The 22,054-nt window shown below is 46.8% G+C and carries 18 protein-coding genes; 16 read left to right on the plus strand and 2 right to left on the minus strand.

The window, feature by feature from the left end; all coding sequences use genetic code 11:
- Positions 1 to 28: 28 nt before the first annotated feature.
- From secE to rpoC, 8 genes are all read left to right on the plus strand, one after another.
- Positions 29 to 226: a preprotein translocase subunit SecE gene (gene secE, locus ABJ081_08940; protein MEP6356796.1), complete on the plus strand. Its 198-nt coding sequence runs from the start codon at positions 29 to 31 to the stop codon at positions 224 to 226.
- Between the two features lie 36 nt (positions 227 to 262).
- Positions 263 to 793 (plus strand): transcription termination/antitermination protein NusG, encoded by a 531-nt coding sequence (gene nusG / locus ABJ081_08945; protein MEP6356797.1) that lies wholly within the window; start codon positions 263 to 265, stop codon positions 791 to 793.
- A 99-nt stretch (positions 794 to 892) separates the two neighbouring features.
- Positions 893 to 1,321, plus strand: a complete 429-nt coding sequence (gene rplK / locus ABJ081_08950) for a 50S ribosomal protein L11 (GenBank protein MEP6356798.1) — start codon at positions 893 to 895, stop codon at positions 1,319 to 1,321.
- Between the two features lie 4 nt (positions 1,322 to 1,325).
- Positions 1,326 to 2,021: a 50S ribosomal protein L1 gene (gene rplA, locus ABJ081_08955; GenBank protein ID MEP6356799.1), complete on the plus strand. Its 696-nt coding sequence runs from the start codon at positions 1,326 to 1,328 to the stop codon at positions 2,019 to 2,021.
- 347 nt (positions 2,022 to 2,368) lie between these two features.
- A complete protein-coding gene (gene rplJ / locus ABJ081_08960; protein MEP6356800.1) occupies positions 2,369 to 2,887 on the plus strand; it encodes a 50S ribosomal protein L10 in 519 nt (172 codons plus the stop codon).
- 47 nt (positions 2,888 to 2,934) lie between these two features.
- Positions 2,935 to 3,312 (plus strand): 50S ribosomal protein L7/L12, encoded by a 378-nt coding sequence (gene rplL, locus ABJ081_08965; GenBank protein ID MEP6356801.1) that lies wholly within the window; start codon positions 2,935 to 2,937, stop codon positions 3,310 to 3,312.
- Between the two features lie 255 nt (positions 3,313 to 3,567).
- Positions 3,568 to 7,713 (plus strand): DNA-directed RNA polymerase subunit beta, encoded by a 4,146-nt coding sequence (gene rpoB, locus ABJ081_08970; protein ID MEP6356802.1) that lies wholly within the window; start codon positions 3,568 to 3,570, stop codon positions 7,711 to 7,713.
- A 127-nt stretch (positions 7,714 to 7,840) separates the two neighbouring features.
- A complete protein-coding gene (gene rpoC / locus ABJ081_08975; GenBank protein MEP6356803.1) occupies positions 7,841 to 12,061 on the plus strand; it encodes a DNA-directed RNA polymerase subunit beta' in 4,221 nt (1,406 codons plus the stop codon).
- A gap of 151 nt (positions 12,062 to 12,212) precedes the next feature.
- Here rpoC and ABJ081_08980 read toward each other — a convergent pair whose 3' ends face one another.
- Positions 12,213 to 13,430, minus strand: coding sequence for a sugar-transfer associated ATP-grasp domain-containing protein (locus tag ABJ081_08980; GenBank protein MEP6356804.1), 1,218 nt, complete (start codon positions 13,428 to 13,430; stop codon positions 12,213 to 12,215).
- A gap of 482 nt (positions 13,431 to 13,912) precedes the next feature.
- Positions 13,913 to 15,253: a P-loop NTPase fold protein gene (locus tag ABJ081_08985; protein MEP6356805.1), complete on the minus strand. Its 1,341-nt coding sequence runs from the start codon at positions 15,251 to 15,253 to the stop codon at positions 13,913 to 13,915.
- Positions 15,254 to 15,734: 481 nt separating this feature from the next.
- On the opposite strand from ABJ081_08985, the gene rpsL reads away from it, so the two are divergent.
- From rpsL to ABJ081_09025, 8 genes are all read left to right on the plus strand, one after another.
- The gene (gene rpsL, locus ABJ081_08990; GenBank protein MEP6356806.1) at positions 15,735 to 16,106 is read left to right on the plus strand and encodes a 30S ribosomal protein S12; all 372 of its coding nucleotides are present in this window, start codon (positions 15,735 to 15,737) and stop codon (positions 16,104 to 16,106) included.
- Positions 16,107 to 16,118: 12 nt separating this feature from the next.
- Positions 16,119 to 16,589, plus strand: coding sequence for a 30S ribosomal protein S7 (gene rpsG, locus ABJ081_08995; protein ID MEP6356807.1), 471 nt, complete (start codon positions 16,119 to 16,121; stop codon positions 16,587 to 16,589).
- Positions 16,590 to 16,616: 27 nt separating this feature from the next.
- Positions 16,617 to 18,704 carry an elongation factor G gene (fusA, locus tag ABJ081_09000; GenBank protein ID MEP6356808.1) on the plus strand — a complete coding sequence of 696 codons (2,088 nt, stop codon included), beginning with the start codon at positions 16,617 to 16,619 and terminating at the stop codon, positions 18,702 to 18,704.
- A gap of 61 nt (positions 18,705 to 18,765) precedes the next feature.
- The gene (tuf, locus tag ABJ081_09005; GenBank protein MEP6356809.1) at positions 18,766 to 19,941 is read left to right on the plus strand and encodes an elongation factor Tu; all 1,176 of its coding nucleotides are present in this window, start codon (positions 18,766 to 18,768) and stop codon (positions 19,939 to 19,941) included.
- Between the two features lie 131 nt (positions 19,942 to 20,072).
- On the plus strand, positions 20,073 to 20,381 hold the full coding sequence (gene rpsJ, locus ABJ081_09010; GenBank protein ID MEP6356810.1) for a 30S ribosomal protein S10: 309 nt from the start codon (positions 20,073 to 20,075) through the stop codon (positions 20,379 to 20,381).
- A gap of 39 nt (positions 20,382 to 20,420) precedes the next feature.
- Positions 20,421 to 21,140 carry a 50S ribosomal protein L3 gene (gene rplC, locus ABJ081_09015; protein ID MEP6356811.1) on the plus strand — a complete coding sequence of 240 codons (720 nt, stop codon included), beginning with the start codon at positions 20,421 to 20,423 and terminating at the stop codon, positions 21,138 to 21,140.
- Entirely contained in the window at positions 21,140 to 21,757 is a 618-nt protein-coding gene (gene rplD, locus ABJ081_09020) for a 50S ribosomal protein L4 (GenBank protein ID MEP6356812.1), read from the plus strand. Before rplC ends, rplD begins: the two co-directional genes overlap by 1 nt.
- Complete coding sequence (locus ABJ081_09025) at positions 21,754 to 22,047, plus strand: 50S ribosomal protein L23 (GenBank protein ID MEP6356813.1); 294 nt, start codon at positions 21,754 to 21,756, stop codon at positions 22,045 to 22,047. The genes rplD and ABJ081_09025 overlap by 4 nt, the downstream gene beginning before the upstream one ends.
- Positions 22,048 to 22,054: the final 7 nt, after the last annotated feature.

The following is a 22,054-nucleotide window of genomic DNA, read 5'->3' on the forward strand; positions in this document are numbered from 1 at the left end:
CAGCGATTGAGACAAAAGAGAAGCGTTTATGGCGATAGGAAATCCGTTCAAGTTTTTGCAAGAAGTACGTGCGGAAACGTCTAAAGTTGTATGGCCTACACGCAATGAAACCTTGGTTACCACCATTATGGTGCTGATTATGGTCGTTATAGCATCGCTATTTTTTCTGGCGATTGATCAAATTTTAGGATGGGGCATCGGTTCGCTATTGAGCGTCGGGCGTTAATTTAGACAACAAAAGCGATGCGGAGAAGATAACAATATGGCCATGCGCTGGTACATCGTGAATGCTTATTCGAACTTTGAGAAAAAAGTTTGCGAGGCGATTCAGGAAAAAGTTGAGAAGAAGGGACTTCAGGATCTCGTTGAGAGCGTGATTGTGCCGACGGAAAAAGTTGTTGAAGTGCGTCGCGGCCGTAAGGTCGATGCGGAGCGCAAATTTTTCCCAGGCTACGTGCTGGTTCGCATGGAGCTGACGGACGAAACGTTCCACCTCATCAAAGAAACGCCGAAGGTAACGGGTTTCCTTGGTAATGATTCCAAGCCCGCACCTATTTCTGATGCGGAAGCTGATCGTATTTTGATGCAGGTGCAAGATGGCGTTGATCGTCCTAAGCCATCGATCACTTTCGAGATTGGCGAAAAGGTCAAAGTTTCAGACGGTCCATTCTCGGACTTCGACGGGTTTGTTGAAGAGATCGATGAGGATCGTGCAAGAGTTAAAGTAACAGTTTCAATTTTTGGTCGGGCAACCCCGGTCGAACTCGAATTTGGTCAAGTCAACAAGCTTTGACCAAAACATTGTGTGGGAGGGGCGACGCTTCGCCGGCGTTTAAACCGTACCACGCAAACTCAACATAACGTCAGCCAAGGCTGACAAAAGGAGTAGAAAATGGCGAAAAAAATTCAAGGATACCTGAAGCTTCAGGTACCAGCGGCGTCGGCATCCCCGTCACCGCCTATCGGTCCAGCCCTCGGTCAGCGTGGTCTGAACATCATGGAATTCTGTAAGGCGTTTAATGCGGCGACACAGGAAGTCGAAAAAGGCGCGCCAGTGCCTGTGACAATTACCATCTATCAAGATAAGTCGTTCACCTTTGAAATGAAAACACCGCCGGTGTCTTTCCTTCTCAAAAAAGCGGCCGGCATGAAAAGTGGGTCACAAACTCCAGGCCGTGAAGCAGTTGCGACAATTCCACGCGCTAAAATACGCGAGATTGCCGAAGCTAAAATGAAAGACCTGAACGCCTTTACAATCGAAGCTGCCATGTTGCAGGTCGAAGGTTCTGCCCGTTCAATGGGTTACGCGGTGGAGGGCTAATAAGATGGCAAAAGCTGGAAAACGTATGAAGAAAGCCCTTGAGGGTATCGATAAAAACTCAGAGTACACTCTTGAAGAAGCTGTAAAGATGATAAAAGAGCGGGCGACGAGTAAGTTTGATGAGACAATTGATCTTGTGATGAACCTCGGTGTTGATCCACGTCACGCAGACCAGATGGTTCGTGGTGTGTGCAATTTGCCAAATGGTACAGGTAAAACAACCCGCGTTGCTGTTTTTGCGCGTGGCGATAAAGCAGAAGAGGCCAAAGCGGCCGGTGCTGATATCGTTGGAGCTGAAGACCTGATGGAAGCTGTTCAAGGCGGCAAAATCGATTTTGATCGTTGTATCGCAACACCAGACATGATGCCGATTGTCGGTCGTCTTGGTAAAGTGCTTGGTCCACGCAACCTGATGCCTAACCCAAAAGTTGGCACAGTGACACCTGATGTTAAAAAGGCTGTTGAAGCCGCCAAAGGTGGCGCGGTTGATTTTCGTGTTGAAAAAGCCGGTATCCTTCACGCAGGTGTAGGCAAAGCAAGCTTCAGCGAAGCCGCGCTTGTCGAAAACATAAAAGCATTCACAGATGCTGTTCAAAAGGCTAAGCCATCAGGCACAAAAGGCACATTTGTACAGCGCATCGGCCTGTCGTCCACAATGGGCCCAGGTGTAAAAATTGAAGTCGGTAGCCTTAGCGCTTAACCGATGATTTGAAAGATTTTCAAAGACGGTCTTGATCGTCTTTGAATTAGGAAAGGGGAGTTTCTCTTTTCCGCCCTGTCCGAGATTGCGGGTAGCCATCTGTTTAAGATGCGCTTTAAGCCAAATGGGCCAGCATGAGATGGGTCAAAACTGAATTTACCAGCGCTACCAATTATTGGGCTGGAATTTGGTTTGAACCTTTATTCCTTGTTCTCACTTTTGTGGGGCTTCAAGGGGGCAGGCTAAACCGTCGGTTTGGTCAATTTCTCGGTATCGAGTGAGTAGGCCATATCGGCAAATGCCATCGGGATGTTTGAGTTCTCAAATATCCTAAACGGAGAAAAGCAGTGGATAGAGCAGAAAAAACTGAGCTCGTCACGTCATTGAACGAAGCGTTTAACAGCGCAAGTTCTGTGGTTGTGGCCCACTATGCTGGCCTAACTGTTGCGCAAATGTCTGAGCTTCGTACTCAGATGCGTGAAGCTGGTGCCAGTGTCAAAGTGGCGAAAAACCGCCTCGTAAAGCTTGCTCTTAAAGGCACGGAAGCTGAACACATTGAAGGTCTGTTTTCAGGCCCGACAATCATCGCATATGCCGATGATCCAGTTGCAGCTCCAAAGATCGCTTCTGCATTTGCCAAGAAGAACGAAGATTTCGTCATTCTTGGTGGTGCGATGGGATCAACCAACCTTGATGTTGATGGTGTGAAGGCTCTTGCCTCTATGCCTTCACTTGATGAGTTGCGCGGTAAAATTGTTGGCTTGCTACAAGCACCAGCTGGCAAAATCGCACAAGTCGTCAACGCACCAGCGGGTCAGCTCGCACGTGTGGTTGGTGCATATGCCTCTAAAGATGAAGCGGCCTGAGGTCGTAGATCAAACTAAATAATGGTTCAAACTAAGGAAATGAAAAAATGGCTGATTTGGAAAAAATCGTAGACGATCTGTCTGCCCTTACAGTGTTGGAAGCTGCTGAGCTTTCAAAATTGCTTGAAGATAAATGGGGCGTATCTGCCGCAGCACCTGTTGCTGCTGTTGCTGCTGCACCTGGTGCTGGTGGCGGTGAAGCCGCTGAAGCAAAAACTGAATTTGATGTTATTCTTGCTGGCGTTGGTGATAAGAAAATCAACGTCATCAAAGAAGTTCGCGGCATCACAGGTCTTGGCCTGAAAGAAGCGAAAGACCTTGTTGAAGCAGCTCCTAAGGCTGTTAAAGAAGGCGTATCTAAAGAAGAAGCTGAAGAGATCAAAGGCAAGCTTGAAGCTGCTGGCGCCTCTGCTGAAGTTAAGTAAGACTTCTAAGCAATCTTCTTTTGAAGAGCTAAAATCGGGTGTGTTTGGTCTTAAAATCAAACACACCTGTTGACGTCTCAAGTTGAGGCGAACTTGTAAATGTTGCTTTTCCAATCGTCCAGCGATTACGCGGTGGACGATTTGATAATCAACTTATTTGGTTTCACTGTGCAGTGGTGTTTGAGCGGCACGAACGGCAGTGAAATATAACCAAACCGATCTTATCGCTCAATAGATCGGACTATAGGAGCGAAAATGGCCCAAGCATTTTCCGGTCGCAGACGTCTGCGTAAATATTACGGCACCATCACCGAAGTAGCAGAAATGCCAAACCTGATTGAGGTGCAAAAAGCATCTTACGATCAGTTTTTGCAGGTTGCAAAACAAGATGACGGTGGCCGTATTGAAGAAGGCCTTCAGGCTGTCTTTAAATCAGTATTCCCTATTTCCGATTTTTCTGGCTCATCTTTGCTGGAATATGTGTCCTATGAATATGAAGCACCAAAATACGACGTAGAAGAATGTCGCCAGCGTGGCATGACCTATTCCGCGCCATTGAAAGTGACGCTTCGCCTTATCGTGTTTGATATTGACGAAGACACAGGCGCCAAGTCAGTGAAAGACATCAAAGAACAAGATGTTTACATGGGCGATATGCCGTTCATGACTGGCAATGGTACATTTGTTGTCAATGGTACAGAGCGCGTGATTGTTTCTCAAATGCACCGCTCACCGGGCGTGTTCTTTGATCACGACAAAGGCAAAACGCATTCTTCAGGCAAGCTCTTGTTTGCCTCGCGCATTATTCCTTACCGTGGTTCATGGCTTGATATTGAGTTTGATGCGAAAGACATCATTCACGCGCGTATCGACCGTCGCCGTAAACTACCGGCAACCACATTGCTTTATGCATTGGGTTACAGCCCTGAAAGTGTTTTGGCTGAATATTATAACACAATTAAATACACACGCTCAGGCGAAGGCTGGCGTATCCCATTTGATGGCGATTACTACAAAGGCCAAAAAGCAAAAGCCGATATGGTAGATGCTGACTCTGGTGAAGTGGTGATTGAATCAGGTAAGAAAATTACCGCGCGCACAGTCAAGCAGCTTGCAGAAAAAGGCGTCAAAGATCTTCAAGTTGAAAACGACGATTTGATTGGTCGTTATGTCTCAAAAGACATGATCAACATGGAAAACGGCGCGATTTTTGCTGAAGCCGGTGACGAGATTGATGCTGAAATTCTAGAAGCCATGATCGAATATGGTTTCACTGAGTTTGATCTTCTCGACATTGACCATGTGAATATTGGTCCTTATCTGCGCAACACGCTTGCCGCTGATAAAAATGATAGCCGTGAAGGCGCCTTGTTCGATATTTATCGTGTGATGCGTCCTGGTGAGCCACCGACGATTGAGACGGCTGAAGCCATGTTCCAATCATTGTTCTTCGATTCAGAACGCTATGATTTGTCAGCTGTTGGCCGCGTGAAAATGAACATGCGCATGGGGCTTGATGCGGAAGACACGGTTCGTGTTCTTCGTAAGGAAGACATCACAGAAGTTGTGCGCACCTTGATCGATCTACGCGATGGTCGCGGCGAGATTGACGATATTGATAACCTCGGCAACCGCCGCGTTCGCTCTGTTGGCGAATTGATGGAAAATCAGTATCGCGTTGGTCTCCTTCGCATGGAGCGCGCCATTAAAGAACGCATGTCTTCTGTCGAAATCGATACAGTGATGCCGCAAGATCTCATCAACGCTAAACCGGCAGCGGCCGCTGTGCGTGAGTTCTTCGGTTCATCACAATTGTCACAGTTTATGGACCAAACGAACCCGCTATCCGAGATTACGCACAAGCGTCGTCTTTCAGCGCTTGGGCCTGGTGGTCTTACCCGTGAACGTGCTGGTTTTGAAGTGCGCGATGTGCACCCAACTCACTACGGTCGTATTTGTCCAATTGAAACACCTGAGGGACCAAACATTGGTCTTATCAACTCATTGGCTACTTTTGCGAGGGTCAATAAATACGGCTTTATTGAAAGCCCATACCGCAAAGTGGTTGATGGTGCTGTTACAACTGAGGTTGTTTATCTTTCTGCAATGGAAGAGGCCAATTATGTGGTGGCTCAGGCGAATGCCCCGCTGGATGAAAGCTATAAATTTGTCAATGATACCGTACAGGCTCGCCATGCTGGCGAAGTGTTGATTACGCCCGTTGACAATGTCGACCTAATGGATGTGTCACCGAAACAGCTCGTATCTGTTGCGGCGTCGCTTATTCCATTCCTTGAAAACGATGATGCGAACCGCGCTTTGATGGGTTCAAACATGATGCGTCAGGCTGTGCCGCTTCTACGTGCCGAGGCTCCATTCGTGGGGACAGGTATGGAAGCTGTTGTGGCGCGCGATTCTGGTGCGGCCATTGGTGCGCGCCGTGCGGGTATTGTTGACCAAGTGGATGCAACACGGATTGTTATTCGTGCGACAGAGGATCTCGATCCTTCCCGTCCAGGTGTCGATATTTATCGTCTTCAAAAGTTCCAGCGTTCAAACCAGAACACCTGTATCAATCAGCGTCCGCTGGTCCGCATGGGTGATTTCGTAACCAAAGGCGATATCATCGCTGACGGTCCGTCGACTGATCTGGGTGACTTGGCTCTTGGCCGTAACACGCTCGTGGCGTTTATGCCTTGGAATGGTTACAACTACGAGGATTCAATTCTTCTATCTGAGCGCATTGTGCGTGATGACGTGTTTACTTCGATTCACATCGAAGAATTCGAAGTCATGGCCCGTGATACCAAGCTTGGCCCTGAAGAAATCACACGTGATATTCCAAATGTCTCGGAAGAGGCGCTTCGAAATCTCGATGAGGCTGGTATCGTTTATATTGGTGCTGAGGTTACTGCCGGTGACATTCTTGTCGGCAAGATCACACCAAAAGGCGAAAGCCCGATGACACCAGAAGAAAAGCTTCTTCGTGCCATCTTTGGTGAGAAAGCTTCTGACGTTCGCGATACATCTTTGCGTGTTCCTCCTGGGGACACAGGGACAATCGTTGAAGTTCGTGTGTTCAATCGCCACGGCGTTGAAAAAGACGAGCGTGCGATGTCTATCGAGCGTGAAGAAATCGAAAGCCTTGCTAAAGATAGAGATGACGAGCAGTCAATTCTTGACCGTAACGTTTACTCACGTCTCAGCGATACATTGGTTGGTAAAACAGCCATTGGTGGACCTAAAGGCTTCTCAGGCGAGAAGAAACTAAGCCTTGAATTGCTGGAAGAATTTCCACGCTCTCATTGGTGGCAGTTTGCTTTTGCTGATGAGAAATTCATGGGCGAACTGGAAGCGCTGCGCGGCCAATATGATGAAAGCCGGAAGCTTCTTGAACAACGCTTCATCGATAAGGTTGAAAAACTCCAGCGCGGTGATGAATTGCCACCTGGCGTGATGAAAATGGTCAAAGTTTTTGTTGCGATTAAACGCAAAATTCAGCCTGGTGATAAAATGGCTGGCCGTCACGGCAACAAAGGGGTGGTCTCGAAGATCGTTCCTGTCGAAGATATGCCATTCCTAGAAGATGGTCAGCATGTTGATATCGTGTTGAACCCGCTTGGTGTGCCATCGCGTATGAACGTGGGGCAAATTCTCGAAACACACCTTGGTTGGGCGTGTGCCGGCATGGGCCAGAAAATTGGCGTCATGATGGATGAGTACAGACGCACAGGTGAACTGGAAGAGGTCCGCAAGGAAATCGAAGCTGTCTATTCAGGTAGTGTCAAAAACGAGAAGGTCTCGGAATATTCTGACGAAGAAATCAAACTCGTTGGCGAACAGCTTTCACACGGTGTGTGCATTGCAACGCCGGTCTTTGATGGTGCGCGTGAGCCGGATGTGGTCGAAATGCTTGAGCGTGGCGGTCTACATAAATCGGGTCAGTCTATTCTTTATGATGGGCGTACAGGCGAGCAGTTCGATCGTCGTGTGACAGTTGGCTATATCTATATGCTTAAACTGCATCACCTTGTAGATGATAAAATCCACGCTCGTTCGATTGGTCCATATTCGCTTGTCACCCAGCAGCCGCTTGGTGGTAAAGCACAATTTGGTGGCCAGCGATTTGGTGAGATGGAAGTCTGGGCACTTGAAGCTTATGGCGCAGCCTACACCTTGCAAGAAATGCTTACCGTTAAGTCTGATGACGTGGCGGGCCGTACCAAAGTGTACGAGGCAATCGTGCGTGGGGATGATACTTTTGAAGCTGGCATTCCAGAAAGCTTCAACGTTCTTATCAAGGAAATGCGTTCTCTCGGTCTTAATGTTCAACTCGAAAACTCCATCGAAATGGAAGATGGCGTGACGATTGATCATGAACCAAGCGAGCCAGCCGAATAGGTAACAGCGCACCACTGTCAGGCGACAAATAGTTGTTGCCTGACCCCCGTGTTTACGGAAATAACCGCGACTCTGATAAGGAAGGCGCGATATTTCCAAAAAGGGCCAAGCCCAGAAGGAAGAAGCAATGAATCAGGATCTTGCACACGTCTTCAGTCCACATGCACCTGCTCAGACTTTTGATCAGATCAAAATCACAATAGCCAGTCCGGAAAAAATCCGTTCATGGTCTTTCGGTGAGATCAAAAAACCTGAAACCATCAACTATCGTACTTTCAAGCCAGAAAAAGATGGCTTGTTTTGCGCGCGTATTTTCGGCCCCGTAAAAGACTATGAGTGTCTGTGCGGAAAATATAAGCGCATGAAATACAAAGGCGTCATCTGTGAGAAATGTGGTGTTGAAGTCACTTTGCAACGCGTTCGTCGTGAACGCATGGGTCATATCGACCTTGCCGCACCAGTTGCTCACATCTGGTTTTTGAAGTCATTGCCATCGCGCATCGGTCAGCTGCTTGATATGACGCTAAAAGGTCTTGAGCGCGTTCTTTATTTTGAGAGCTTCGTCGTGACAGAGCCAGGTCTCACACCGATGAAGGAATTCCAGCTTCTTTCCGAAGAAGAATACATGGTTGCCCAAGACGAATATGGTGTGGATTCATTCACCGCCATGATCGGTGCTGAAGCGATCAAGGAAATTCTGGCTGGTCTTGATCTTGAGCAACTCGCTGTTGATCTACGTCAGGAAATTGCAGAATCAACCACTGAGTTGAAGCCTAAGAAATTGGCTAAACGTCTTAAAGTGGTCGAAGCGTTCCTTGAATCAGGTAACCGCCCTGAGTGGATGATCATGGACATTGTCCCTGTAATACCACCAGACCTACGCCCATTGGTTCCATTGGATGGTGGTCGCTTTGCCACATCCGATCTCAACGACCTTTATCGTCGTGTGATCAACCGGAACAACCGACTGAAGCGTCTGATTGAACTGCGCGCTCCAGATATCATTATTCGTAACGAAAAACGCATGTTGCAAGAAGCTGTTGATGCGCTGTTCGATAATGGTCGTCGTGGTCGTGTGATTACAGGCGCGAACAAGCGTCCGCTGAAATCACTTTCCGATATGCTGAAAGGCAAGCAGGGCCGTTTCCGTCAAAACTTGCTCGGTAAACGCGTTGACTACTCAGGCCGTTCCGTGATTGTGACAGGTCCTGAGTTGAAATTGCACCAATGTGGTTTGCCGAAGAAAATGGCGCTTGAACTCTTCAAGCCATTCATCTATTCGCGCCTTGATGCGAAGGGCTATTCTTCTACTGTCAAACAGGCGAAGAAACTGGTTGAGAAAGAAAAGCCGGAAGTTTGGGATATTCTGGATGAGGTTATTCGCGAACACCCAGTTCTCTTGAACCGTGCGCCAACGCTTCACCGTTTGGGTATTCAAGCCTTTGAACCGGTCTTGATTGAAGGTAAAGCGATCAACCTGCATCCGCTTGTTTGTTCTGCCTTTAACGCCGACTTCGATGGTGACCAAATGGCCGTCCACGTGCCGCTTTCATTGGAAGCACAGTTGGAAGCCCGTGTGTTGATGATGTCTACCAATAACATTCTGCACCCAGCGAATGGTCATCCGATTATCGTGCCGTCACAAGATATGGTTCTCGGCCTTTATTACCTCTCAATCATTGCAGAAAATGAGCCAGGCGAAGGCATGGCGTTTTCTGATATGGGTGAGATACACCATGCGCTCGACAACAATGTTGTGACATTGCACACCAAAATTCGCGGTCGTTTCAAGTCCGTTGATGCAGAAGGTAAGCCGACTTCAGAAATCTTCGACACAACGCCAGGTCGTATGATCCTTGGTAGTCATTTGCCGAAGAATGCAAATATTCCATTTAGTATTGTCAACCAGGAGATGACTAAGAAAGACATCTCGAACATGATTGATCAGGTTTATCGTCATTGCGGTCAAAAAGACACGGTGATTTTCTGTGACCAGATCATGTCACTTGGTTTCAGCAATGCTTGTACGGCAGGTATTTCGTTCGGTATGGATGACATGGTTATTCCAGACTCGAAATACACAATGGTGGATAGCACTGAATCGCTCGCCTCAGAATTCGAGCAGCAATATCAAGACGGTCTCATCACGCAGGGCGAAAAATACAACAAGGTTGTTGATGCTTGGGCGAAATGTACTGACAAGATCGCTGACGAAATGATGGGCGAAATTAAAGCCGTTAAATTCGACGAGGAATCAGGGCGTCAATTGCCAATGAACTCGGTCTATATGATGGCTCACTCCGGTGCGCGTGGTTCACCTAAACAGATGCGTCAGCTTGCTGGTATGCGTGGTTTGATGGCGAAACCAGATGGTTCGATTATTGAAACACCGATTACCTCTAACTTTAAAGAGGGTCTGACCGTGATGGAATACTTCAACTCCACTCACGGTGCCCGTAAGGGTCTTGCGGATACCGCGCTGAAAACAGCCAACTCCGGTTATCTAACACGCCGTCTTGTTGATGTTGCGCAAGATTGCATCATTAACGAGATTGATTGTGGTACAACGGCTGGTCTAACAATGCAGCCGATCGTGGATAGCGGTCAGGTTGTAGCGACAATCGGTAGTCGGGTTCTTGGTCGCTTTACCGCTGATCCGGTTTTGCACCCAACAACGGGTGATGTGATCGTTGCAGAAGGCATTTGTATTGATGAGGATGATGTTGTGGCGATTGAAGCCGCAAACGTTCAAACAATCCGCATTCGTTCTGTGCTGACTTGCGAAACCAAAATCGGCGTCTGTGCGACCTGTTATGGTCGTGACCTTGCGCGCGGCACTGCCGTGAACATGGGTGAGGCCGTTGGCGTGATCGCAGCGCAATCAATCGGTGAGCCAGGTACTCAGCTTACCATGCGTACGTTCCACGTTGGTGGTACAGCGCAGGTTGTTGATAGTTCGTTCCTTGAATCAAACTATGAAGGCACCATCAAAATCAAAAACCGTAATGTGGTTCGCGATTCTGAAGACAAGCTCATTGTTATGGGCCGGAACATGTCAATCATCGTGGTTGATACAGACGGTACAGAACGCGCCACGCACAAGGTCAACTATGGTGCCCGCATCTTCGTTGATGATGGTGATAAGATCAAAGCCGGCCAACGTATGGCTGAATGGGATCCATATACACGACCAGTCGTTACAGAAGTATCCGGTGTTATCGGCTTTGAAGATTTGGTTGACGGAGCTTCTGTCTCTGAGACCACAGATGAAAGCACAGGTATCACCAAACGTGTTGTAACCGATTGGCGTTCAAACGCTCGCAATGGCGATTTGAAACCAGCGATTGTCATCCATAAAGAAGATGGCACAATCGAACAACTGAGCCGTGGGTCAGATGCCCGCTATATGCTTTCAGTGGATTCAATTCTGTCTGTTGATCTTGGTGCTAAAGTTCATGCTGGTGACGTTCTTGCGCGTATTCCACTGGAAAGTGCAAAAACGAAAGATATTACCGGTGGCTTGCCACGGGTGGCTGAACTGTTTGAAGCACGCCGTCCAAAAGATTGCGCTGTGATCGCTGAAATTGATGGCACGATTAAATTCGGTCGTGACTATAAAAACAAGCGCCGCATTGTGATTGAGCCGCACGAAGAGGGAGCTGAAAACTCGGAATACCTCATTCCAAAAGGTAAACCGTTCCACCTTCAAGAAGGCGATGCAATCGAGAAGGGTGAGTACATTCTTGATGGTAATCCAGCTCCACATGACATCCTTGCAATTAAGGGCGTTGAGGCGCTGGCTTCATATCTCGTGAATGAGATTCAAGAGGTCTATCGTCTGCAGGGTGTGACAATCAACGATAAGCACATTGAGACGATCGTTCGTCAGATGCTTCAAAAAATCGAAATTACCGATCCAGGTGATAGTGATTATTTGAAAGATGAGCAAGTTGACCGCACCGAACTGGATGCGGCGAATGCGAAACTCATCGATGAGGCTCGCACACCTGCGACAGGTAACCCTGTTCTTCTTGGGATTACTAAAGCATCGCTGCAAACACGTTCGTTCATCTCGGCTGCTTCCTTCCAGGAAACAACCCGTGTGCTTACTGAAGCAGCTGTGGCTGGTAAAATCGATACGCTCGACGGTCTCAAAGAGAATGTCATCGTGGGTCGCCTCATTCCAGCTGGTACAGGCGGTTCTATGGCAGGTTTGCGTCAGGTCGCAGGCCGCAGAGATGATCTCATCATCGAAGAACAGCGCAAAATGTCTGGTCTGGGTGAGTCAGAAACCATGCTGGCAGATATGCGTGAAGGTGATGCGCCGGAAGCAGAACCTGCTGAATAGGGCAGGGTTCTTCATAGCAGAATTAAAAACGCGGGCTTTAGAGCCCGCGTTTTTGTTTTGGTGGCTGTAATACACACCAAAATATAGATATTAAAATCCCAACTAATAGGGCAAGCCATTGAAATTAATTGGGCTTTAAATTCAGTGTTAGTTAGGCCACTTTCTTGTTGAGAGACTGTTTGAGACCAAGCTGTGGCTGTGTCTTGCCTGTTTTATATATTTTTTTGTTAGTCTGTATGTTGTTGGTATAGAGCTGTTCTGCATGTTCTATTGCTCCGAGCATTTGATCATCAAGAAGACCTTTGCCATGTGCAACTTGAAGTATACCTAAATCAGGGCTGTTGTTCGCCTCAACGATAAGAGGACCATCTTTTGTTATAGTGACATCGAAACCAATTAGTATGGAGTTTTCGAAGAATTTTGCTGCATATAATACGGCTTCCTTCGCTTCATCCCAATGCGGGATAATCTCACCCTTAATCTGAACGCCAGTTTCAGGGTGAGTGTCATGAAACGACCCGTCAATTCCAGATTTGTCTAGTCCAGCGTGAAGCTTGCCTGTTTCGCAATCTACAGCAGCTAGCAGATTACCATCTCTCCAGAAGTTATCAGCCATGTTATTCTTGCCGCTAATTTTCATGCTTGCCCGGTAAACTTCTGGGCCATTACCCTGATCAAGAGTAGCTATTCGAATAGTAGATAAACCAGATGCGCTGATGTTCTTCAAAAATGGATGCGGCGTGATGTACTCTTGTATCAGATAGTCACTCTTGAAATTATCATGAATGCTCTTCCACATATCTTCTAGTGAAAAGCGCTCTCCATTTACAGTTGTGATCTCTTGCTTGTCTTTGTCATAGGACTTGAATGCAACTGCCCCAAGGCTTTTCAAAGAGTTGGATGGCTTACCAAACAAAGGAAATTTTGCCGCAGAGAAAAACGCATGCAGTTCTTCAGTGCTTTTCAGGTTCTTTGTAACTTTGAGTGGGTTTTGGGCAGAGATAACCGCAATGGTATTTGTCGTTTTCAGCCCAATACCTTTCATCATTACTTCAAAGCCAATTTTGCTTTCAATCAACTGTGCCCATGGATTGATAGAAGCAAATTTTTTCCAAATATCAGTTGACTTGTTTATACCTACGAATTCTTTTTTTTGCTGCTTGGTGAAACGTTTGTCATCGAACAGGCAAAAGTCATAATATTCATTAGCCAGAAGTTTGTTGTTTCGTATGCTTAAGCTAGCGAGCTCTTTTAACTGACCACCCAAAGATTTGCCATGTTCCTTGACCACGCGAGGCAAGATGTCTGCCATTGATTGCGTTTCTTTTTGCGCGACGGCGTCTAGGACAGTATTTTGAGGTTTGGTCATATGTTCCACCATATTGATATGAGATTAGATCCAATACATTTGTCGAGATTCGCTTAAGTTTAGGTAAATTTTAGTTTCGAGCCTGATTTGCTGCGTAATAATCATGCATGCACACAAATAGCAGTGGGGATGGTCATCCAATTATCGTGCTTTCACAAGATATGGTTCTCAGGCTTTATTCCTTCTCACTTGTTGCAGAAAATGAACAGGACGAAGGCATGACGTTTCGGATATAGCGGTTCTCTCGCCAAGACTTCACATCAAAGCCTCATCAATACACTACAAGCAGGTGCGGGTGATTTGACATTGGCCAACGACAAAACCAACCCCGCCAAATAGGGCAGGGCTTATTGTTATGAAATTAAATGCGCGGTCCCCCGGGTCCGCGTTTTTGTTTTGGGGGGTGGGGAATTCGAAAGGCTACTCTCTGTGTATTTTTCCTTACTTCTGATCGAAGAACTACCTCAATAAAATTTAGTTATTTATGATGCGGTACTAGTTTTCATTGGTAACTGAAAGACGTCTAAGCTTTTAGCGATGAGATCGCGTAAATATTCGCGTGGCTTTTCGCCGCGAAAGTAATCATTCACCTGATCGCTTTGACCAGGTGTCATCTTTTGATCATGCGGGTGAACTATTAAGCTCCAAACATCAAATAATACTTTTTCTTCATCGGCAGCATCTTGTTCTGGTGGGTTTTGAAGCTGAAAAATGGCCAATAAATCGTCCCTTGTCATCTGCCCCAAACGCGCTTTTTCTAAAGTCTCTGGCGCCAGCACTTTAATGATTAACAAGCTAGCTTGAAGAGCGCGACCCATCTTGGAATTTACAATATTGTCTGGTGTGATCATGGCTAATGTGGCTATTTTTTCAACATCCCTAAGACTAAGGCCTAAATGGTGATCTACAAAACCAAGATAGTCCTCTAGACGTCCAAATTTCCATGACTTGGTTAGACCGAGTTGCCCTGATACTTGGCGAAAATGTTGTATAGGGATATGAGCTGAGCCGTAGTGTTGTCTTATGGGCGGAACCAGTGGCATTGTTATGCTTATAAACTTCTGAAGATAGCGCTCGCCTTCAACCGCTTCTCCATATCTTGCTCTCACACTATTCGCGAGCTGTTTTAAGTTAACTCCTAGAATGAAATGGATCCCCTCTACCTTAAAGAAGTGTTTCATGACTTCCAGCATATCAAGCGCATAATCGGGGCGACAGCGATCTAGCTCATCGACAATGATTACAAGTTTCTGCTCCTTTGCTAATTCTTCCAATGCGCTTCGAAAAGATGTCATGGCAGCTTTCCGATCATCTTCCTGTTCCCAAAATTGATCAGATAGTTTTTTAATTTCTTCTGCAGTAGCGTTCGTTGCACCAGTCAGTGTTGGCCCTATAACTTCACTTACGCCTGATGTTGCTGCTGCGAGCGCAACTCTTGCGATCGACGGCATTACTTTCAAAGCGGCGGCTTTAGCCTTCTCCCATATTTTCTCTTTATCTTCATTGTCTTTCAAGCGTTCAGAAATTGCACTGATCAAACCTATCAATGGGTCATCTAGAAAATCATCTTTAAAAGCATCGAAATATATGATTTCAGCAGTTCCGTTGTTTTCTGATTTATGGGCGCCAGACCAGCACTTAAGAAAAACTGTTTTTCCAGCGCCCCATGGCGCATCGAGCGCTATAACTGTTGGTGTACTAAGCTTTTCTACGAGTTCAGATAATTTCTCTCCATCTTTTTCTCGACCTAGTTGGCAAACGCCTTCAAAGCCCTTCCCATAGAGTTCTATTTCCATCTCGGGTACAGTTAAGTAATTATCCATCACGTAAGCTCGCCTTTAAATTTATCTTTTAAAATTTGAAGCCTTATTCTCTACCACCCCCACAAGAATCGCAAAACACTCATATTTTCTGAGTCTTTTGTGTGTGGCTTACACGATCGATGATTAGTGATTTTGAGCTTGTTGAATAACGCCCGTTAACCGCAGAAAACGGCCAGATTAAATAATTACAAATCCCCCCTTGACGGTTAGCAGGGATGGGAGTATCAATCGCTCACATTCGAACAGGCGGTAAGTTGCGTCGCTTCACAGCAGTCATTGCAGTGAAATATCCAGCTTAAACGGTGTTCGTGATACATGAAGTAAACCAATAGATGCATGATTTTACTCGTAAAATCCTCTGCTCGTTAAGCGCTCGCTGAAATCAGTTGAGCGCATATTTCGCTTCCAAGCGACATATGCGCCTGATTTTTTTGATTTTAGAGATGTGTTTATAAGATGTTTGAGAGCTGAAAGGGCAAATATGCCGACGATCAACCAGTTGGTCCGCAAACCGCGCAAAGCGCCGATAAAGCGTAACAAAGTTCCAGCGATGGAAGCATGTCCGCAAAAGCGCGGCGTGTGTACTCGCGTCTATACGACCACACCAAAGAAACCAAACTCAGCCCTTCGTAAAGTGGCAAAAATTCGCCTGACGAATGGTTTTGAAGTTATTGGTTATATCCCAGGTGAGGGTCACAATCTTCAAGAGCACTCAGTAGCAATGATCCGCGGCGGCCGCGTAAAAGATTTGCCTGGTGTTCGTTATCACATCATCCGCGGTGTCCTCGATACGCAGGGCGTTAAAGACCGTAGACAGCGTCGTTCGAAATACGGCGCTAAGCGTCCTAAGTAAGGTAAGAGACTCATGTCACGTCGCCATAGAGCAGAAAAACGCGAAGTCATTCCGGATCCAAAATTCGGTGATATCGTGATTACAAAATTCATGAATTCCGTCATGCGCGATGGTAAAAAGTCGATTGCTGAACGCATCGTCTATGGTGCGCTTGACCAGATGGAAGAAAAAACAAAGTCTGACCCAGTTCAGATGTTCCATGACGCTTTAGCAAACGTCATGCCGCAGGTTGAGGTTCGTTCACGCCGTGTTGGTGGTGCTACTTATCAGGTTCCTGTTGAAGTTCGTACAGAGCGTCGTCAGGCTCTTGCTATCCGCTGGATGCTTTCAGCTGCTCGTGGTCGCAATGAGCGCACGATGGTTGAGCGTTTGTCGGGTGAGCTTCTTGATGCTGCTAACGGTCGCGGATCGGCTGTTAAAAAACGCGAAGATACACACCGCATGGCTGAGGCCAACCGCGCATTCTCACATTACCGCTGGTAGTTAATATAGAAATTCGGAACAACTCCCATGGCACGCGAATATAAATTAGAAGATTACCGTAACTTTGGCATCATGGCTCACATTGATGCGGGTAAAACGACAACAACTGAGCGTATCCTGTATTACACAGGTAAAAGCCACAAAATCGGTGAAGTGCATGATGGCGCTGCAACGATGGACTGGATGGATCAAGAGCAGGAGCGTGGTATTACGATCACATCTGCTGCAACAACGACTTTCTGGGAAGGTCGTGATGGTCAAAAACGCCGTTTTAATATTATTGATACACCGGGTCACGTTGACTTCACTATTGAAGTAGAACGCTCATTGCGCGTGCTTGATGGTGCTGTTGCGCTTCTTGATGCCAATGCTGGTGTTGAGCCGCAAACAGAAACAGTTTGGCGCCAAGCGGACAAATACGAAGTGCCGCGCATGATCTTCGTCAATAAAATGGACAAGACCGGTGCTGATTTTTACCGCTGCCTAGAGATGATTGATGATCGTCTTGGTGCAAATGGTATGGCAATTCAAATTCCAATCGGTGCAGAAACCGAACTTGAAGGTGTCGTTGATCTCATTGAGATGAACGCTCTTGTTTGGAAGGGTGAAGACCTTGGCGCATCTTGGGATGTTGTCGATATTCCAGCTGATCTACTCGACAAAGCAACAGAGCTTCGTGAGAAAATGATCGAAATGGCTGTCGAAATTGATGAAGAAGCCATGGAAGCTTATCTTGAGGGTAATGAGCCTGATGGAGCAACGCTACGTCGTCTTATCCGCAAAGGTACGATTGATAATACATTCGTTCCTGTTTTGTGTGGCTCTGCTTTCAAAAACAAAGGTGTTCAGCCTCTTCTTGATGCTGTTGTTGATTTCTTGCCGTCTCCTTTGGATATTCCGGCGATCAAAGGCATCAATCCGAAGGATGATTCACAGTTGGATCGTCACGCTTCAGATGAAGAGCCTCTTTCAATGCTCGCTTTCAAGCTGATGGATGACCAATATGGTGCGCTGACATTCTGCCGGATTTATTCTGGTGTTCTGACTGCTGGTTCAACATTGATGAACACAGTGAAAGAAAAGAAAGAGCGCATTGGCCGTATGTTGTTGATGCATTCAATCGAACGTGAAGAAATTAAAGAAGCCTATGCTGGTGATATTGTTGCTGTTGTTGGTCTGAAGGACACAACGACAGGCGACACGCTATGCGACACAGCAAATCCGGTTATTTTGGAGCGTATGGAGTTCCCTGAGCCGGTTATTGAGATCGCGATTGAGCCGAAAACCAAAGTTGACCAAGAGAAAATGGGTATTGCCCTTAATCGCTTGGCCGCTGAAGATCCATCATTCCGCGTTAAAACGGACGAAGAATCTGGTCAGACAATTATGGCGGGTATGGGTGAGCTTCACCTCGATATCCTCGTTGATCGTATGAAGCGTGAATTTAACGTGGAAGCAAATATCGGTGCGCCTCAAGTGGCATATCGTGAAACAATCACCCGTGAATTCGATGCTGATTACACGCACAAGAAACAATCAGGTGGTTCAGGTCAGTTTGCTCGCGTTAAAATTATTTTTGAACCAAACACAGACAGCGAAGAGTTTTCTTTCATCAGCAAGATTGTTGGTGGTGCTGTCCCTAAAGAATATATCCCAGGCGTTGAAAAAGGTCTTGAGAGTGTCATGAATGCTGGTCCAGTGGCTGGCTTCCCGATGCTTGGCGTGAAAGCCACTCTTTATGATGGTTCATATCACGATGTTGATTCAAGTGTTCTTGCTTTTGAGATTGCGGCTCGTGCCTGCTTCCGTGAAAATAAGAACAATCTTGGCGCGGTTCTTCTTGAGCCAATTATGAAGGTGGAAGTTGTTTCACCTGAAGAGTATACAGGTTCTGTTATTGGTGATCTGACTTCCCGTCGTGGACAGGTTCAAGGACAGGATGTGCGCGGTAATGCTAACGTCATCGACGCAATGGTGCCGCTTGCCAATATGTTTGGCTATATCAATACGCTACGCTCTATGTCTCAGGGCCGCGCAAACTACACAATGCAATTTGATCACTATGAGCAAGTGCCAACCGCACTCGCCCAAGAGATTCAATCGAAAATGGCCTAGTGGCCACTAACTGAAGACGACCGCTAGGTCATAGATAATCGAGAGAGAACGGAGAGTTCTGATGGCAAAAGAAAAATTTGAACGCAATAAACCACACGTCAACATCGGCACAATCGGCCACGTTGATCATGGTAAGACAACATTGACAGCTGCGATCACTAAATACTTTGGTGATTTCCAAGCTTATGACCAAATCGATGGTGCTCCTGAAGAGCGTGCCCGCGGTATTACAATTTCTACAGCTCACGTTGAGTATGAAACTGAAGGCCGTCACTATGCGCACGTTGATTGTCCAGGTCACGCCGATTATGTGAAAAACATGATCACTGGTGCTGCTCAGATGGATGGCGCAATTCTAGTTTGTTCAGCAGCTGACGGCCCTATGCCTCAGACACGTGAGCACATTCTGCTTGCTCGTCAGGTTGGCGTGCCTTCGCTTGTTGTTTTCTTGAACAAAGTTGATCAGGTTGATGATGAAGAACTTCTTGAACTCGTAGAAATGGAAGTTCGTGAGCTTCTTTCTTCATACGATTTCCCTGGCGATGATATTCCGATCGTTTCTGGTTCTGCTCTTGCCGCAATGGATGGCAGCAAGCCTGAAATCGGCGAAGAAAAAATCAAAGAGCTTATGGCTGCTGTTGATGAGTATATCCCAACTCCTGAGCGTCCTATTGATCAGCCGTTCCTGATGCCTATTGAGGATGTGTTCTCAATTTCAGGTCGTGGTACTGTTGTAACAGGTCGTGTTGAGCGCGGTGTTGTTAAAGTTGGCGAAGAAATTGAAATCGTTGGCGTCAAAGACACTCAAAAAACAACATGTACTGGTGTTGAAATGTTCCGCAAATTGCTTGACCAAGGTGAAGCTGGCGACAACATTGGTGCTTTGATCCGTGGTGTTGACCGTGAAGAAGTTGAACGTGGTCAAGTTCTTTGTAAGCCTGGTTCTGTTAACCCGCATACAAAATTCACAGCTGAAGCCTACATCCTAACCAAAGATGAGGGTGGTCGTCATACACCATTCTTCACCAACTACCGTCCACAGTTTTACTTCCGTACAACTGACGTGACTGGTGTTGTTTCTCTGCCAGCTGGCACAGAAATGGTTATGCCTGGCGACAATGTATCTGTTGAAGTTGAACTGATTGTGCCAATCGCCATGGAAGATGGTCTACGTTTCGCGATCCGCGAAGGTGGCCGTACCGTTGGTGCTGGCGTGGTTGCTAAAATCATCGAATAGATTAAAGGGCGCACGGCTTTTCGTCGCGCGCCTTTTTCACACGGTTTCGTGTGGTAATTCTGTAACAAACTAGCTGGCATAACGTTCGGTTATGTTGGTCATTTGAAACGCATCCCTTGGGGACGAAGTTTATGAACGGTCAAAACATTCGCATCCGTCTTAAGGCGTTCGATCATCGCATTCTTGATGCATCGACTCTTGAGATTGTGAATACGGCAAAGCGCACCGGCGCACAGGTACGTGGACCAATTCCACTGCCTACACGTATTGAAAAATACACGGTGAACCGCTCGCCACACATTGATAAGAAAAGCCGTGAGCAGTTTGAAATGCGCACACACAAAAGGCTTTTAGATATTGTCGAACCAACGCCGCAGACAGTGGACGCGCTTATGAAGCTCGACCTAGCAGCCGGTGTAGACGTAGAGATCAAACTCTAGAACCGTTTTGGTTTCTAGTAGAAGAAAGAAGAGGACGCCATGCGTTCAGGAGTGATTGCACAGAAGGTCGGAATGACCCGCATCTACAATGATGCCGGGGAAGGTGTTCCTGTAACCGTTCTGAAGCTGGATACTTGTCAGGTTGTTGCTCATCGTACAGATGAAGCAAATGGCTACACAGCCATGCAGCTTGGTTCAGGTTTCCGCAAAGTGAAAAATACACCAAAGGCATTGCGCGGACATTTCGCCGTTGCCAAAGTTGAGCCTAAAAGAAAAGTGGCTGAGTTCAGAGTTGATGCAACCAACCTCATTGAAGTTGGCGCTGAAATTACTGCAGACCATTTTGTTGATGGCCAGCGTGTGGATGTAACAGGCACATCAATCGGTAAAGGTTTTGCCGGCGCGATGAAACGACACAACTTTGGCGGCATGCGTGCCTCTCATGGTGTATCTATTTCTCACCGTGCCCATGGTTCAACTGGCCAGTGTCAGGACCCCGGTAAAGTCTTCAAAGGTAAGAGGATGGCGGGTCATATGGGTGCTGAACGTGTGACAACACAAAACGTAGAGGTTGTTAAAACCGACGTTGAGCGTGGTCTTATCATGATTAAAGGCGCTGTTCCTGGTTCTAAAGGTGGTTGGATTTTAGTTCGTGATTCAGTTAAACGCGGACGTCCAGACAATGCTCCATTGCCTGGTGCATTTAAAGCCGCAGTCGGTGCTGATAAAGCAGAAGCTACAAGTGAGGGTGCAGAATAATGGAACTCTCAGTAAAAACTCTAGAAGGCAAAGCCGCGGGTAAGGTCAAACTTTCCGATGATGTTTTCGGTCTTGATCCTCGCAGTGATATTTTAGCACGCATGGTTCGTTACCAGCTTGCAAAACGCCAAGCTGGCACGCATTTAGCAAAAACACGCTCAGAACTTGATGCAACAGGCAAAAAGTTTGTTCGCCAAAAAGGTTCTGGTGGCGCACGTCACGGCGATCGCAAAGCGCCACAGTTTCGTGGTGGTGGTAAAGCGTTTGGTCCAAATGTCCGCGACCATGCCCACAGTTTGCCTAAAAAGATCCGTGCCCTTGCTTTGAAGCATGCACTTTCTTCGAAAGTAAAATCTGAAAGCTTGATCATTCTTGATGATGCTAAATCAGATGGAAAAACGAAGACGTTAAAAGGTAGTTTCGGCAAACTAGGTCTTGCCAATGCTTTGGTTATTGGCGGTAGCGAGCTGGATAATGGTTTTGCGCTAGCCAGCCGCAACATTCCTAATGTGGATGTGCTGCCGGTACAGGGCATTAATGTTTATGACATTTTGCGCCGCGACACACTTGTGTTGACCAAGGCAGCAGTGGAAGCACTTGAGGAGCGGTTCAAATGAGCAATTTAAGCCACTATGATATCATCCGCTCACCGGTGATCACAGAGAAGTCGACAATGGCTTCCGAAAACAATCAAGTTGTTTTCAACGTGGCGCCTGATGCGACAAAGCCTGAGATTAAAAAAGCAGTTGAAACATTGTTCTCTGTTAAAGTAAAAGCAGTCAACACACTGAACCGTAAGGGTAAAGTGAAACGTTTCCGTGGCATGATCGGCAAACAAAACGACGTTAAAAAAGCAATTGTGACGCTCCAAGAAGGCAGCACAATTGACGTCACGACGGGTCTTTAAGGGTAGA

The sequence above is a fragment of the Hyphomicrobiales bacterium genome, assembly GCA_039989895.1.
Classification (GTDB): domain Bacteria; phylum Pseudomonadota; class Alphaproteobacteria; order Rhizobiales; family JACESI01; genus JACESI01.